14 protein-coding genes are annotated in these 15,834 nt (G+C 63.9%); 7 read left to right on the top strand and 7 right to left on the bottom strand.

Going from position 1 to position 15,834, the window contains the following annotated elements; translation table 11 throughout:
• The first annotated feature begins 144 nt into the window (after positions 1-144).
• From ACK2VC_RS02705 to ACK2VC_RS02680, 6 genes are all read left to right on the top strand, one after another.
• Positions 145-801: a site-2 protease family protein gene (locus tag ACK2VC_RS02705; protein ID WP_486732051.1), complete on the top strand. Its 657-nt coding sequence runs from the start codon at positions 145-147 to the stop codon at positions 799-801.
• 9 nt (positions 802-810) lie between these two features.
• Complete coding sequence (locus ACK2VC_RS02700; protein ID WP_486732050.1) at positions 811-2,013, top strand: tryptophan--tRNA ligase; 1,203 nt, start codon at positions 811-813, stop codon at positions 2,011-2,013.
• 14 nt (positions 2,014-2,027) lie between these two features.
• Entirely contained in the window at positions 2,028-2,609 is a 582-nt protein-coding gene (locus ACK2VC_RS02695) for a class I SAM-dependent methyltransferase (RefSeq protein ID WP_486732049.1), read from the top strand.
• Between the two features lie 79 nt (positions 2,610-2,688).
• Positions 2,689-3,567: a 4-hydroxy-tetrahydrodipicolinate synthase gene (gene dapA, locus ACK2VC_RS02690; protein ID WP_486732048.1), complete on the top strand. Its 879-nt coding sequence runs from the start codon at positions 2,689-2,691 to the stop codon at positions 3,565-3,567.
• A gap of 55 nt (positions 3,568-3,622) precedes the next feature.
• Positions 3,623-4,792, top strand: a complete 1,170-nt coding sequence (gene bamC / locus ACK2VC_RS02685; RefSeq protein ID WP_486732047.1) for an NlpB/DapX family lipoprotein — start codon at positions 3,623-3,625, stop codon at positions 4,790-4,792.
• A 41-nt stretch (positions 4,793-4,833) separates the two neighbouring features.
• The gene (locus ACK2VC_RS02680; RefSeq protein ID WP_486733153.1) at positions 4,834-5,616 is read left to right on the top strand and encodes an MBL fold metallo-hydrolase; all 783 of its coding nucleotides are present in this window, start codon (positions 4,834-4,836) and stop codon (positions 5,614-5,616) included.
• Between the two features lie 36 nt (positions 5,617-5,652).
• On the opposite strand, the gene ACK2VC_RS02675 is transcribed toward ACK2VC_RS02680, so the two are convergent.
• The gene (locus ACK2VC_RS02675) at positions 5,653-5,970 is read right to left on the bottom strand and encodes a hypothetical protein (RefSeq protein WP_486732046.1); all 318 of its coding nucleotides are present in this window, start codon (positions 5,968-5,970) and stop codon (positions 5,653-5,655) included.
• A gap of 372 nt (positions 5,971-6,342) precedes the next feature.
• Positions 6,343-7,464: a JmjC domain-containing protein gene (locus ACK2VC_RS02670; protein WP_486732045.1), complete on the bottom strand. Its 1,122-nt coding sequence runs from the start codon at positions 7,462-7,464 to the stop codon at positions 6,343-6,345.
• An 88-nt stretch (positions 7,465-7,552) separates the two neighbouring features.
• Here ACK2VC_RS02670 and ACK2VC_RS02665 point away from each other — a divergent pair, with 88 nt between their 5' ends.
• Positions 7,553-8,098 carry an FKBP-type peptidyl-prolyl cis-trans isomerase gene (locus tag ACK2VC_RS02665; RefSeq protein WP_486732044.1) on the top strand — a complete coding sequence of 182 codons (546 nt, stop codon included), beginning with the start codon at positions 7,553-7,555 and terminating at the stop codon, positions 8,096-8,098.
• Positions 8,099-8,278: 180 nt separating this feature from the next.
• Here the strand turns inward: ACK2VC_RS02665 and ACK2VC_RS02660 are convergent, their stop codons facing one another.
• The 5 genes from ACK2VC_RS02660 to ACK2VC_RS02640 form a co-directional block, all read right to left on the bottom strand.
• On the bottom strand, positions 8,279-9,196 hold the full coding sequence (locus ACK2VC_RS02660) for a hypothetical protein (RefSeq protein WP_486732043.1): 918 nt from the start codon (positions 9,194-9,196) through the stop codon (positions 8,279-8,281).
• A complete protein-coding gene (mutS, locus tag ACK2VC_RS02655; protein ID WP_486732042.1) occupies positions 9,193-11,814 on the bottom strand; it encodes a DNA mismatch repair protein MutS in 2,622 nt (873 codons plus the stop codon). The genes ACK2VC_RS02660 and mutS overlap by 4 nt, the downstream gene beginning before the upstream one ends.
• 188 nt (positions 11,815-12,002) lie before the next feature.
• Complete coding sequence (locus ACK2VC_RS02650; protein WP_486733152.1) at positions 12,003-14,135, bottom strand: TonB-dependent receptor domain-containing protein; 2,133 nt, start codon at positions 14,133-14,135, stop codon at positions 12,003-12,005.
• Positions 14,136-14,293: 158 nt separating this feature from the next.
• On the bottom strand, positions 14,294-15,253 hold the full coding sequence (locus ACK2VC_RS02645) for a beta-propeller fold lactonase family protein (RefSeq protein ID WP_486732041.1): 960 nt from the start codon (positions 15,251-15,253) through the stop codon (positions 14,294-14,296).
• Between the two features lie 26 nt (positions 15,254-15,279).
• Positions 15,280-15,825: a cytochrome b gene (locus ACK2VC_RS02640; protein WP_486732040.1), complete on the bottom strand. Its 546-nt coding sequence runs from the start codon at positions 15,823-15,825 to the stop codon at positions 15,280-15,282.
• Positions 15,826-15,834 lie beyond the last annotated feature (9 nt).

The following is a 15,834-nucleotide window of genomic DNA, read 5'->3' as shown; positions in this document are numbered from 1 at the left end:
GCAAGCAAACTGGGCGAAAACAGCACTGTTTTTGCCTATACTCCGATAAATTTAAATATTTCCGGAGTGCCGGCAGGATTCTCGGCTGCCACGCTTGTCGCTGTTGTCATTCGGCACGATTTCCCCCTCTGATAAAATCCATGCATGAATGATCTGATCCAGACCTTTGCGGTTTACGCCTTGCCGATCCTGTTCGCGATTACGCTGCACGAAGCGGCGCATGCCTACGCGGCCAAGTATTTCGGCGACTCCACCGCCTACCTGCAGGGGCGCATGAGCCTGAATCCGATCCGCCACATCGACCCGGTCGGCACCTTGCTGATTCCAATCGTGCTGTATTTCGTCGGCAGTCCGTTCCTGTTCGGCTATGCCAAGCCGGTGCCGGTCGAGTTTGGCAAGCTGCGCAACCCGAAGAAGCAGATGGCCTGGGTGGCCTTGGCCGGCCCCGCCGCCAACCTGGTGATGGCGCTGATGTGGATGACGCTCGGGCTGCTGCTGGCCGCGCTGAACTTCGACGAAGCGTTTTTCATGCGGATGGCGCAGGCCGGCGTCTTGACCAACCTGGTGATCTTCGCCTTCAACCTGTTCCCGATCCCGCCGCTGGATGGCGGCCGCATCCTGACCGGCATCCTCCCGCACCGCTACGCCTACAAGTTCGCCCAACTGGAGCCATACGGGTTTGTCATCATCATCGCCCTGATGTTCCTGAAGGTCCTGGGCTACTGGATGCTGCCGGTGATGATGGTGGCCAACGGCCTGCTGCAGGTGCTGATCTTTCCCCTGAAATTCCTACTGACCTAATTCATCACTATGTATCCTGATCGCGTTGTTTCCGGCATGCGTCCCACCGGCGCGCTGCACCTCGGCCATTATCACGGCGCCCTGAAGAACTGGGTCAAGCTGCAATCCGAGTTGCCCTGCCTGTTCTTCGTCGCCGACTGGCATGCGCTGACCACGCAGTATGACGATCCGACGCAGATCGAAAACAGCACCTGGGACATGCTGATCGACTGGCTGGCGGCCGGTGTCGATCCGTCGCAGGCGACGCTGTTCGTGCAGTCGCGCGTGCTGGAGCACGCCGAGCTGCACCTGCTGCTGTCGATGGGCACGCCGCTAGGCTGGCTGGAACGGGTGCCGACCTACAAGGACCAGATCGAGAACCTGGCGCACAAGGACCTGACCACCTACGGCTTTCTCGGCTATCCGCTGCTGATGGCGGCCGACGTGCTGTTGTACCGCGCCAGCCATGTGCCGGTCGGCGACGACCAGATTCCGCACATCGAAATGATGCGCGAGATCGCGCGCCGCTTCAATCACCTGTACGGCAAGGAAAAGGATTTCGAGGAAAAGGCCAACGCCGCCATCAAGAAACTCGGCAGCAAGCGCGGCAAGCTATACAAGGAACTGCGTACCGAATACCAGGAGCAGGGCAAGGAAGATGCACTGGAACAGGCCAAGGCGATGCTGGATGATGCGCAGAACCTGTCGATGATCGACCGCGAACGCCTGTTCGGCTATCTGGAAGGCAGCCGCAAGCTGATCCTGTCCGAGCCGCAAGCGCTGTTGACCGAAGCCTCGCGCCTGCCGGGGCTGGATGGGCGCAAGATGTCGAAAAGTTACGGCAATGCGATTGCGCTGCGCGAAGACAAGGAATCGGTCACGAAGAAAATCCGCACCATGCAGACCGATCCGGCGCGGGTGCGCCGCTCCGATCCGGGCAATCCGGAGAAGTGCCCGGTATGGCAATTCCACAAGGTGTATTCGGACCAGGCGACCCAGGATTGGGTGTGGAAGGGCTGTACCAGCGCCGGCATCGGCTGCCTTGAGTGCAAGCAGCCGGTGATCGACGCCATTATCAAGGAGCAGGAGCCGATGCACGAGCGCGCCCAGCAATATCTGGACGATCCGTCGCTGGTGCGGGCGATTGTGGCCGACGGCGGCGACCACGCGCGCAAGCTGGCGCAGGAAACCATGCGCGACGTACGCGAGGCGATGGGACTGGGCTATGCCTGATCCGGCCTTTCCACATGACTGAGCTGCACACTGCCGATGCGCCGTCGCCGTGGGTGGCGCGTTTCGCCGGCCTGATTCCGGCCGGTGAGGTGCTGGATCTCGCCTGCGGCCGCGGCCGTCACGCGCGTCTGCTGGCGGCGCTCGGACACCCTGTGCTGGCGGTGGACCGCGACGGCGCGGCGCTGGCGGCGCTGGAAGGCGGCGGCATCCGCACCCAGCAACTGGATCTGGAGGGTACAGCCGTGGATGGTCCGGACTGGCCGCTGCAGCCGGCGCGCTTCGCCGGCGTCGTGGTTGCCAACTACCTGCACCGGCCCCTGCTGGCCGCGTTGACGGCCAGCCTGATGCCGGGCGGCGTCCTGATTTACGAGACTTTCGCTCAGGGCAACGAGCGCTTCGGCAAACCGTCGAATCCCGCCTTTTTGCTGAGGCCGGACGAATTGCTGGAAGTGGCTCGTTCGGCTCGCCCCGCAACTTTGCGCGTGCTGGCGTTTGAACAAGGGCAGGTGGCGCATCCGAAGCCAGCACTGGTGCAGCGCATCTGCGCCATGCGGCCGCTTGGCGCCGATCCGGCACCGGTACTGTTGCCGATTTGAGCCCAAATTCGACTCGAGTTGCGCCACGGGTACGGGCGATCCGCTACAATCAATCCTTTATATTCTTCGCGCCATCATCATGATTCAGGGCAGCATAGTTGCAATCGTCACCCCGATGCATCCAGACGGCAGCATCGATTATCCCGGCTTGCGCCAACTGATCGACTGGCATATCGCCGAAGGTACGGATGGCATCGTCATCGTTGGCACCACCGGCGAATCGCCGACCGTCAGCGTGGATGAGCACTGCGAATTGATCAAGGTCGCGGTTGAACATACGGACGGGCGGATTCCGGTGATCGCCGGCACCGGTGGCAATTCCACTGCGGAAGCGATTGAACTGACCCACTATGCGAAGAAAGTCGGCGCCGACGCTTCGCTGCAGGTGGTGCCGTACTACAACCGGCCAACCCAGGAAGGGATGTACCAGCATTTCAAGAAGATCGCCGAAGCGGTCGATCTGCCGGTCATCCTGTACAACGTTCCGGGCCGTACCGTGGCCGACATGAGCAACGAAACCATCCTGCGGCTGGCGCAGTTGCCCGGCATCGCCGGCGTCAAGGACGCGACTGGCAATCTCGGCCGCGGTACCGACTTGCTGCGGCGCATTCCGTCGTCGTTCGCCGTCTATTCCGGCGACGACGTGACGGCGATGGCGCTGATGCTGTGTGGTGCGCGTGGCAATATCTCGGTGACCGCCAACGTCGCGCCGCGCGCGATGCACGCGTTGTGCATGGCGGCCATGAGCGGCAACGTCGCCGAAGCGATCGCCGTCAATAACCGCATGCTGCCGTTGCATACCAAACTGTTCGTCGAACCCAATCCGTTGCCGGTGAAGTGGGCGCTGACGGAAATGGGGCGCATCGCTTCCGGTATCCGCCTGCCGCTGGTGCCGCTGGCTGCCGAATACCACGAGACCGTGCGCGCGGCCTTGCGCGAGTCGGGTGTATTACAATAAGCCCCGCTCGGGCAGGGTGGCGCCTGCCGTCCGCGTTTATCCATTCAGCAACAACATGATTACCCGGAAGACCTTTCATATGGCTCAAAGCGGCATCACCTATCGTGGAATATTTTGTGCGCTTGCATTGGCCGGACTGGCTGGCTGCAATTCATTGAACTCCCTGATGGAGCCGGGACGGGTCGACTACAAGAGTGCCGGCAAGGCGCCGACGCTGGAAATTCCGCCTGACCTGACGCAACTGCAGCGGGAAAACCGCTACGCGATTCCGGAGGCGAACCGCGGCACCGCGACTGCCTCCGGCTTTAATCTGCAACAGGGTAGCAAGACCAGCAGCACGGCCGTGGTGGCGCCCAAGGCGACGCCCGACATGCGGATCGAGCGCGATGGTACGCAACGCTGGCTGGTGGTGAAGCAGACGCCGGAAGCGCTGTGGCCCGAAATCAAGGACTTCTGGCAGGATTCCGGCTTTCTGATCAGTCTCGATTCGCCGCAGTCCGGTGTGATGGAAACCGACTGGGCCGAAAACCGCGCCAAGATTCCGCTTGACCTGATCCGCAGCACGCTCGGCAAGGCGCTCGATTCGCTGTATTCGACCGGCGAGCGCGATAAATTCCGCACCCGGCTGGAGCGCGGTCCCGACGGCACCACCGAAATCTATATCAGCCATCGCGGCGCCGAGGAGGTGCTGGTCGGGCAGCAAAAGGACACCACCGTGTGGACCCCGCGCGCACCTGATCCGGAACTGGAAGCCGAGTTTCTCGGCCGACTGATGGTGCGCCTGGGCGCCGAGAACAGCCGCGCGCAGGCGATGGTAGCCAATGCGCCGGTGCAGAAGGCACGCGCCAAGCTGGTCAAGGACAGCAACGGCGGCTACATCGACGTCGATGAAAGTTTCGACCGCGCCTGGCGCCGGGTCGGGCTGGCGCTGGATCGAGTCGGCTTCACCGTGGTCGATCGTGACCGCAGCCAGGGCCTGTATTTTGTGCGCTACGTCGACCAAGGCCAGGACGCCAAGGACAAGAAGAACGACAAGGGGATTCTGGCGCGCTGGTTCTCGTTCGGTTCCGACAAGGACAAGGAAAAATCGGCGCTGCGCTACCGGATCTCGGTACGCGACACGAATGCCGTGAGTCGGATCGTGGTCCTGAACGACCAGGGGCAACCGGAGAAATCGGCGATCGCCGACAAGATCCTGGCGTTGCTGAATGACCAGTTGAAATAACGCATGCGGGAGGGGCACGCCTGCCGTGCCGCATGACCACCTTGAAGTTTGCCAGCCTGGGTAGCGGAAGCGAGGGCAATGCGCTCCTGATCCGCGGTGCATCCGGCACCACCCGCAGCACCGTCATGCTGGACTGCGGTTTCGCGATTCGCGAGACCGAGCGCCGACTGGCCCGGCTGGATGTGGGGCCGGGCGAACTCACCGCCATCGTCGTCACCCACGAACATCAGGATCACGTCGGTGGCGTCTTCAAGTTTGCGCGCCGCCACCGGATTCCGGTATGGCTGACCTACGGCACCTGGTCAGCGGTGCAGCGCGATTGCCATGGCGTTGACCTGCATTTTTGCCGTGATGGCGAGCGCCTGGCGCTGGGCGACCTCGAACTTACCCCGTATACCGTGCCGCACGATGCGCGCGAGCCGGTACAGTATGTTGCCAGTGATGGCCGTCACAAACTGGGGGTGCTGACCGATGCCGGGCAGTCGACATCGCATCTGCTGGCGGCGCTGGCCGCGTGCGACGCACTGCTGCTGGAATGCAATCACGATCGCCAGATGCTGGCCGACTCCACCTACCCGCCATCGCTCAAGCAGCGCATTGGCGGTGCTTACGGCCACTTGTCCAACGATACCAGCGCTGAAATATTGGCGGCTCTGGATCAGTCGCGCCTGAAGACCGTGATCGGCGCCCACCTGAGTCAGCGCAACAACCTGCCGCAACTGGCGCGCGCCGCCCTGTCGCGCGGCTTGGGCACGTATGCGACGGACGGCAATATACGAATCGCCTGCCAGCAGGAGGGGTTTGGCTGGATCGAGATGGCTTGAGGCGGCTACGGGCGGAGCGAGGAACGGAAACTGATTTTACCGGCGACTGGAGGTACCACCGGCAAGAGGTGGCGGCAACATTAAAAAGCCGACCCGCGGGTCGGCTTTTTTGCGTGCCTGGTACTTACGGCGCTTACTTGGATGCGGCAGGTGCAGCAGCGGCGGCGTCAGCAGCAGGAGCGGCCGGAGCAGCGGCGTCAGCAGCAGGAGCGGCCGGAGCGGCAGCGTCAGCAGCAGGAGCGGCCGGCGGGGTTGCTTCGGCAGGAGCAGCAGGAGCCGGAGCTGCGGCAGGTGCTTCTGCGGCAGGCGCAGCTGCGGGAGCTTCTTCTTTCTTGCTGCAGGCGGAGAGTGCAACGGCCAGCAGAGCTGCGATCAATAGTGTCTTTTTCATGAATCTTCCTTAATGATGTTTCAAATTTGCGATCAATAACTACCGGTAATTATCGCTCCCAGAACGTTTTCGTCGTGATTGTTCAATGATGCGGCAATGCGATAAAACGAAAACTTTCCAGCCGATGATTATAGCCGAATTCCGTTTGTCAAGTAGCAAAGAATTTTCTTTTTGGTAAGCGGATGTAAGCGAGTTCAACGACGTGTATCAATCAGGACTGCGGCGGACAGCTCCGCCTTCTGAGGCGCTTTTTCGCATGCCGGCGCAGGGGGCAAGTGAGAGACGCGCAGCCGGATTTTTGCAATGCAGCAAACGCGCTGCCACGGCGCGCATGTTCAAGACAATGCCAGCCAGCCGTCCCGATACCAGACGTGCAGCGCCTGCTTGACGTCATCTGATGCGGCAGTCACGGTGGCGCCGTCCAGTTCGCGCAAATCGGCGAGCTGGCACAGCGTGACCTTGTCGGCGCGCCGCATGTCGAACGATTCGCCGTTGATGAACAGGTGTCTGCCGGTGTGCAGCATCTGTGTCTTGCGCGCCAGCCGCACGCCGCGCTTGGCGGCGGCTTGCAGGAAGCGCGCCGGGCTCAGGGCGGGCGCCGGCGGGTCGAAAAATATGCTGGCCTTCGGCTCGGACAGGTATTGGCCCAGGAAGATCGCGATGTCGTCCGGCGTGAAGCGCACCTTGTTCAGTTCGGTGGCGACCCGGGTCAGCATCGTGCGGCTGATTTCGGCCGGCCGCCTGGTTATGGCCAGGTCGGGGTCGGCGTAGCGTCCAGGCAGGTCGATCGACTCCGCCATGAACTGCAGGAAGGCTTCGCCCAGTTCCTGAAACGAGGGCGCCCGAAAGCCGATCGAATAGGTCATGCATTCGCCCAGCGCAACGCCGTCGTGGGCGTAGTGCGGCGGCAGGTACAGCATGTCGCCCGGGTCCAGCACGAACTCTTGCTCGGGTTCGAAATTTTTCAGGATCTTCAGGGCTGCTCCTTCGACCAGCGTCAAATCGTTCTGGGCGCCGATGCGCCAGCGGCGCTGTCCCTGCGCCTGCAGCAGGAATACGTCATAGGAATCGAAGTGCGGCCCGACGCCGCCGCCGTCGCTGGCATAGCTGACCATCAGGTCATCCAGCCGGGCATCCGGGATGAAGCGGAACTGGCGCAGCAGACGATCGGCGGCGTCATCGTGCAGGTTCAGCCCTTGCAGCAATAGCGTCCAGTTTTTTTGCGCGGGCGAGGGCAGCGTCGCGAACGGGCCGTTGGCCACTTGCCAGCGGCGCTTGAAATGCGTCACCAGCCGCGCCTCGACGTCGTCCCGCTGCGCCAGTTGAAACAGGGCGTCGCGTGTCAGCAGCGGGGAGAAGGCGGGGAACGCCTGGCGAATCAGCAGCGGTTTCTTGTGCCAGTAGTCGCGCAGAAAATGCGCAGCGGGGAGAGAGCCGAGGGGAGCGGGATTTTTCATGCCGCCATTATAGGCATGCATCCATGCCGCCGCCGCTGGTGGAGGGGCGTACGGGTATAATCCCGAGATTCAAATGAAAGGAGCCGGCATGAAGATTGCCAAAAATACAGTCGTGACTGTGCACTACAAATTGTCCGACGCCCAGGGCAATCTGATCGAAGAAAGCAAGGAGCCGATGGTGTATCTGCATGGCGGCTACGAAAATACCCTGCCGAAGATCGAACAGGCGCTGGACGGCCAGGAAACAGGCTATCAGACCATGCTGCAGGTCGAGCCGGAGGATGCCTTTGGCGAATACGATCCGGAGCTGGTCAAGATCGAGCCGCGCAACCGGTTGCCGTCACCGCTGGAGGTCGGCATGCAATTCGAGGGTACGCCCGACGGCGACGACGAGGGACACGATATGCTGATATTCACCGTGACCGACATTGCCGAGGACAAGGTGGTGCTGGACGGCAATCATCCGCTGGCCGGCATGGCCTTGCGCTTCGCGCTGAACGTGGCCGAAGTGCGCGCGGCGAGCGCCGAAGAGATTGCCCACGGGCACGTGCACGGCGCGCACGGACATCATCACGATGACCCGGATGAGGATGAGGCTGCCGGCGACCACTATCGCAGTCATCCGCTGCACTAGACCGACGCCCGTTCGCATTATCTGAAAATCCCGTCGCGGATACGCCGTCAAGGGATTTTTCCATTTCATACTGGCGGTAGCATTTTAGATTCCGCAGACAATATCTGCGAGAATCGTCGTTTTTCCCCCATACCCCATTTTTTGATCCTGAGTTGGCGGCCGCCCGCGGTTGCGCGGATTTCAGGGCGGCGTTTCGCCGGCGACGGCAAACAGCATCGGATCGGCCTCGCGGGCGGAAATCTTCAGCCAGCCGGGATTGACCGCCACGCTACCGAGGTTGCCGCGCCAGGCGATGCGCGCCGGTGCTGTCCGCTGGATGCCGGCCGGGCCGTGCACCACCAGCACCTTGCCCGGGAATTTCCTGGTGAGCGCGTTGATCCGCTGCCGCATGTCGGCAAAGCCGTCGTAGCGGCCGCGCAGCTCGGATGCGCGCGGCGGCGCCAGCGGATCGCCGTCGCAAAACAGCACGATGCCGCGCAGCCTCTTGTAGGTGGCGTGCAGGAACAGCCGCTGCAGCCAGTGGCGGTTGGCAACTTGCCGATCCTCGAATTCACTGTTGCGCCCGGCCGCGCTCAGGTAGTGGTTGTTGTTGGCGGGCAGGTCGATGGTCGCAAACAGGAGGCCATCGAATTCCCAACGGGCGTTCTCGACATAGGTGCCGAATTTCGGCGTGGTGGATTGTCGGATCAGCGGAATCCGGCTTCCGCCCTGGGAGAAATCCTCGCTGAAAAACAGCTCGCGCAGGCGCGCCAGGCGCTCCAGTGCCACCGACTTGCCGGCGTCGTTTTTGCACCCGGTCCAGTCGCTGGCGGCCAGCGTTACCACCAGGCCGTTCTTGGCGCTGTCGAGCAAGCTCTTGCGCTCGCCATATACCTCGTCGCTGCATGGCGCGGCGCTGGACTTGATGCCGAGGGCGACCACGAAGCCGAGATTGTCGGCATCGCTCTGGTCGATCGCCGCGCGCAGCACCGCCTCGTCGCGCGCCGCCCGGTCGGAGTGGCGGATCACGCCGAATGCCAGATCGGCGGCGCCGGCCGGCGCCGCGCACGCCACCAGCGCCAGCCACAGCAGGCCGGAGCGAAGCAGGTGCCGCCTCATGCTTGACGCAGCGCCTCATGCAATTGCTTCAGGCGGTACAACTCCTCGAGCGCGGCGCGCGGCGACAGCGCGTCGGGGTCGAGCTCGTCCAATGCCGTGCGCAGGGCCCAGTCATCCGGCGTTGGCGGCGGCGGTTCGGGCTCGGCAGCGCCGGCCGCGCCGCCGGCAAACAGGTCGAACTGGCCATCGGCCGCCACCGACTGCGCTTCCAGCAGCGCCAGATGCTTGCGCGCGGCCCGGATCACCGCCGGCGGCACGCCCGCCAGTTGCGCCACCTGCAGGCCATAGCTCTGCGAGGCAGGCCCCGGCTGCACCGCATGCAGGAAGACGATGTGGTCCTTGTGTTCGAGGGCCGACAAGTGGACGTTGGCGGCGCTCGGCCAGGTCTGCGGCAGTTGGGTGAGCTCGAAGTAATGGGTGGCGAACAGGGTCATGCTGCGCGAATGCTCGATCAGGTGGCGCGCGATCGCCCACGCCAGCGCCAAGCCGTCGAAGGTCGAGGTGCCGCGTCCGACCTCGTCCATCAGCACCAGCGAATTTTCGGTGGCGCCATTCAGGATCGCCGCCGACTCGGTCATTTCCACCATGAAGGTCGAGCGGCCGCCGGCCAGGTCGTCGGCGGCGCCGATGCGGGTAAAAATGCGGTCGATCGGGCCGATGGTGGCGGCGGCGGCCGGCACGTAGCTGCCGACATAGGCCAAGAGCGTGATCAGCGCGGTCTGCCGCATGTAGGTCGATTTGCCGCCCATGTTGGGGCCGGTGATCAGCAGCAGCCGGCGCTCGGGATTGAATTCGCAGTCGTTGGCGATGAAGCGCTCGATCTGGTTTTCCACCACCGGGTGGCGGCCCTGCTCGATCTTCAGCAGCGGCTCGGCCACCAGCTGCGGCGCGCACCAGTCGTGCCGCTTGGCATGTTCGGCCAGCGCCACCAGGGTGTCGAGCTGGGCCACCGCCTGCGCCACGCGCTGCAGGCCGGCGATGTGCGGCGCCAGGTCGAGCAGCAGTTGCTCGTACAGGATTTTTTCGCGCATCAGCGCTCGCTCCTGGGCCGACAGCGCCTTGTCCTCGAACACCTTCAGTTCCGGCGTGATGTAGCGCTCGGCATTTTTTAGGGTCTGGCGCCGGCGGTAGTCGTCCGGCACCTTGGCGGTCTGACCGTGCGTGACCTCGATATAGAAGCCGTGCACCTTGTTGTATTCGACCCGCAGATTGGCGATGCCGGTGCGCGCGCGTTCGCGCGCTTCCAGGTCGAGCAGGAACTGGCCGGCGTTTTCCGACAACCCGCGCAGCTCGTCCAGCTCGGCATCGAAGCCGGGCGCCATGACGCCGCCGTCGCGCACCATCGCCGCCGGCTCGGCGGCGATCGCGCGCTGCAGCAGATCGAGGCAGGCCGGCGGCGTCGCCAGAACCTGCCGCAGCGATTGCAGCAGCGTGCTGCCGGTATCCGGTTCGCTGGTGGCCAACTCCTGCAGTAGGAGCGGCAATTGCTGCAAGCCGGCACGCAGGCCCGCCAGGTCGCGCGGGCGCGCCGACAAGAGCGCGATGCGGGTGGTGATGCGTTCGATATCGGGCACCGCCGCCAGGGCGCTCGACAACGGTGTGGTGGCATTGGAGCCGATCAGCACCGCAATGGCCGCATGCCGTGCGCGCGCCACCGACTGTTCGCGCCGCGCGTGATGCAGCCAATGGCGCAGCAGGCGCGCACCCATCGCGGTGCGGCAATGGTCGAGCAGCGAAAACAGGGTCGGGGAGGCGGATGAGGCATCCTCGCCGCGGATGGTTTCGGTCAGTTCCAGGTTGCGCCGGGTGGCGGCGTCGAGGCCGATGAAATCCTGCTCCGATTCGAGCGCGAGGCTGCGCACGTGGCGCAACTCCTTGCCCTGGGTGGCTTGCGCATAGCGCAATAGCGCGCCGGCGGCGCCCAGCGCTGCGGTGCATTGGGCGGCGCCAAAGCCGGCCAGGGTGGAGACGCCGAGCTGCTCCTGCAAGGCTTTTTCGCCGCCGGCAACGTCGAAATGCCAGTCGGGAACGACGGTCGCTTTCATGCCGTCGATATTCTGTTCGATGGCGGCTCCGGCCAGTACTTCGGCCGGCGCGATGCGCTCCAGTTCCTGTTTCAGGCGCGCTTCCCACGATTTGGCATCGACCGCGCATTCCATCAAGGTCAATGCGCCGCTGGCCATCGAGAGCCAGGCCAGGCCGATCACGGCTTGTTCCTGCTTGCGGCCGCCGGCGTGGACGATATTCAGGGCCAGCAGCGGCCGCTCCGATTTTTCCGGCAGCAGGCTGGAATCGGTCAGGGTGCCGGGCGTGATCACGCGCAGCACCTTGCGCTCGACCGGGCCCTTGCTGGTGGCCGGGTCGCCGATCTGTTCGCAGATCGCGACCGCCTCGCCGGCCTTCACCAGCCTTGCCAGATACTGATCGACCGAGTGAAATGGGACGCCGGCCATCTTGATCGGCGCGCCGTTGGACGTGCCGCGTTGGGTCAGCGTGATGCCGAGCAGGCGCGCGGCTTTTTCGGCGTCGTCGAAAAAGAGTTCGTAGAAATCTCCCATCCGGTAAAACACCAGCGTGGTCGGATGCTCCGCCTTGATGCGCAAATATTGCTGCATCATCGGCGTGTGCGCGGGTTCTAACCGTGTTGAAAGACCTTGTTTCACTCGAATAATGTGTTGTGGTTGATTGGCTAATACGGCGAGCGCGAAGCAAAGCGTGATTTTAGCCTCATCAGTGGCCGATCGGCCGGCTGCATGCCGGACGCTGCGCGAGCGCCTGCGTTCAGGCTGCCACTTGGGTGGGGTGGTTAGAACTGGTAGGAAGCGCTGAGGCCCGCGCTCCAGTTGCGCCCCGGGGCCGGTTCGAAGTAGCGGCCGTTGCTGTCGTTGATGATCACCGAGCCGGCGTATTGGCGATCCAACAGGTTGTCGGCGCGGGCGTAGGCATTCAGCGTCCATTGCTCGAATTGCAGCAGGTAGCCGGCGTGGGCCGAGGCTGTGAAGTATGCCGGTGCCGTATCGGCATTGCTGTCATTGACGGCAATCTTGCCCAGGTAGCGGCCTTCGATGCCGGCACGCCAGCCTTGCGGCGGCGCCCAAGCCAGCGCTGCGAACGCCATCTGGCGGGGAATGCCGGGAATCCGGTTGCCGGCGGCCACCGGCGGATTGGTGCGGGAGCATGCGGATGAGCAAAAGCTGTCGCGGTAAGTGGCATCCAGCAAGGTGTAGGCCAACTGGGAATGCCAATGGCCTCCCAGCTCGCCGTCCCAGCCCAGTTCCAGTCCGTTGCGCAGCGTGCGGCCGGCATTCTGATAAGTGGTGCGGCCGCCCGAGCTGCTGGCGGTGACGATTTCATTTTCGGTGCGGGTCTGGAATAGCGCCGCGCTCAGCGTGCTACCGGCCAGACGTGCCTTGGCGCCAAGCTCGAAATTCAGATTGACTGCCGGCTGCAAGCCGAAGTTCAGGCCGGGCAGGCCATCGGGGCGGTAGGAAATTTCATTCAAGGTCGGCGTTTCGAAACCCCGGCCGACGGTCGCGTACAGATTCAGGTCGGGCCGGGCCTGATAGCGCAGTGCCGCCATCGGCAGGGCTTTGCGATAACGTACGGCGCCGCTGTCGTTGCCATTGGCGCCCACGATGTAGTGGTCATCCGAAGAGAAGCGGACCGTGCTGTAGCGCACGCCGGCGTCCAGGTTCCAGCGCTCCGCCAGATGCCAGGAAGCCTGCAGATAGGGGTCGGCGCTCCATGCCAGGTTGCTCTCGTCGCGGCGCAATGCGCCTTGCACGCCCAATTGCTGGGCGGGGCCGCTGCCGATGAAATTTTCGTAACCCTGGCGCTGTTCGGTCAGCGTGTCGTAGGCGAGGCCGCCGATCAGAGTCAGCGGCCGGCCGGCCAGCGTCAGGCGCGACGTCCAGCGCGCATCGATGCCGCCATAGTCGCGGCCCAGCGCGATGACGCCGCCGGCCTGCAGCGGATTGGCCTGTGCCGCGGCTGGTATCGCCTGGAACTGCACGGTGTCGCGCTGACCGTAGTACACCATCAGGCGCAAATCGTTGGCGGCATCGATGCGGCGTTCGTAGATCGCGCCGCCCTGGGACTGCTGCACCGCTTTGCGCGTGTTGAATTGGGTCGCAACCGCGGCGACGCTGCGCGGGGCGGCCTGGAATTGGGCGAAGGTCAGGCCCAGCGGGTCCTGCGCCGTGAGGTCGACGCTGTTCAGCACCAGCGTCAGCTTGCTGTCGGAGTCGAGCTGGATGCCAAGCCGGCCGTTCACCAGGTTCTTGCTGGCCGCGCTGTGATCGCGGTAGCCATCGGTGGTGAAACGGCTGGTGCTGAGCAGGTAGTCGACGGCGCCGGCGCCATTGCCGGTCGAGCCGCTGGCTTTCAATCCATAGCGACGCAGGTCATAGCTGCCCAGGGTGAAGCTGGGAGTCACCAGGGGCGGCCCGCTGCCTTCTTCGGTGAAGACCTGGATCACGCCGCCCGACGAGTTGCCGTACAGGGCGGAGAACGGTCCGCGCAGCACTTCGACCCGGCCGATCGAGGCGATGTCGATGTTCGAACTTTGCCCCTGGCCATCCGGCAGGGTGGCCGGGATGCCATCCACGTACAGTCGCACGCCCCGAATTCCGAAGGCGGAGCGGGCGCCGAAGCCGCGTATCGAAACCTGCAGGTCCTGGGCATAGTTTTGCCGGTTCTGGATCATCAGCCCCGGCACGCTTGCCAGCCCTTCCGACAGGTTGACCTGCGGCTGGCTGTCACGCATCGACTCGCCGCTGACCAGGTCGACCGAGGCCGGCGTATCGAAGGGCGGTGTCCCGATGCGGGTGCTGGTGACGACCACCGGCTTCATGGCTGCCGTGTCCGGCGCTCCCGCCGCCTCTGGTACCTGCGCGCTGGCCGGCACCCAAACGGCGAGCGCCATGCCGGCCGCCACCATGCTGCAGATAACGCAGCCGCCACGGCGCATGGCCGCGGCGCGGCGGCCGCGGCATGAGCTGTCGCAAACGATAGTCATGCTTGATCTCCTCCCTTATGGCGACCCGGCACCGATCGTGCGCTCCAGCGGCGCACAGGCGGCGCGCTTGCTGCTGGCGGTTACTTGATCACCACGCCCCACGGCAGCTTGCCGACGGGGATGTCGCCTATTTTCACGTTCTGCACGGTGTCGATCACCGATACGCTGTTCGAGCGGCCGTTCGCCACGTATAGCTTCGCGCCATCGGGCGTAATTGCCATGTTCCATGGCCGCTGCCCGACCGGGATGGTGGCGATGATCCGGTTATCCGTCGTATCGATCACCGACACGCTGCCCTCGCCGCCGTTGGAAACGTAGACGCGGCTGCCGTCCGGATGGACGGTGACCCCATTGGCGCGCTTACCCGCGTGGATCTGTGCGAGCAACTGGTTGGTCGCGGTGTCGATCACGTACACCTCGCTGCTGTTCTCGGCCGCCACATAGGCCCGGCTGCCATCGGGCAGGAAGCCGATGCCGCGCGGACGCGCGCCGACCGGCACTTGCGCCACCTGCCGGCGAGTGGCGAAGTCGAGAATGTCGACCGCGCCGCCTTCTTCGGCGCTGACGAACAGCTTGCTGCCATCCGGGCTGAATACCGCGTGCTCGGGGTTGCGCCCGTGCACCTTGATCGTGAAAGCGATCTGGTTGGTCCTGGTATCGGTGATCGCCACATCGTTGCTTTCCTCGATCGCCGCCGCAATCCAGCGCCCATCGGGTGACGCATACACGCCTTCCGGCGATTCGCCAAGCGCAATACAGGCTCCCGCTTGGCGTCGCTTCAGGTCGATCATCTGCAGGCAGTTGTTTGGCTGGTCGCTGACGTACAGCCAGTCGCCGCTGACCGCCAGTCCACGCGGCTTTTTGCCGGCCGGGATCTCGGCCACCACCTGATCGCTGGCGGTGTCGATCACCGACACCGTGCCCGACCCCTCGTTGGGAACGTAGGCGAATGGAGCGGCGCAGGCAATGGCCGACCAGGACAGCAATCCCGCCGCGGCGAGGCATCTGAAGCGTGTTCGATGGATGGTCGGCATGTCCATTGGGCTTTCAAGTCGCTTGCGCATCGTCACCGGCTGGCCGGATGAAGCGGCAAGATGCGTGAAAAAATATGATCGCGATCCACCAGCAAGTGCTTGAGCGCGGCCAGCACATGCAGAATCACCAGGAACAGCAGCAGCCAGGCGGTAATCTTGTGGGTCTGGTTAAAGACCGCATACAGCAGCTTGTCGTCCTTGCCCCAGGGCGCCAGTTTGACCGAGTTGAAGAAATTCACGCCATGCTTGCTGAAATTCGAGGCCACGTAACCGGACAGCGGCATCATCAGCATCAGCACATACAGCAGGCGGTGACTGGCGGTTGCGGCGCGCCGCTGCCAGCTTGGCATGACGTCCGGTAACGGCGGCGGTCGATGCGTCAGCCGCCACAGAATGCGAAACACGATCAGCAGTGCGATCAGGATACCGGTGCTCTTGTGCAGATTGACGTAGTAGCTGCGCGCCGGAACCCCGCGCGGAATGTCGTCCAGAAACCAGCCAAAGGCAAACTGACCCAACAGCAGAATGGCAATCAGCCAGTGCAGAAACATTGCCGTGCGGGTATAGCGCTGTTCCATTTGGCGGCC

The organism is Herbaspirillum sp. WTB6 (genome assembly GCF_057457785.1).
The sequence above is the reverse complement of the archived record's forward strand: the minus strand, read 5'-3'. Positions and strand labels throughout refer to the sequence as shown.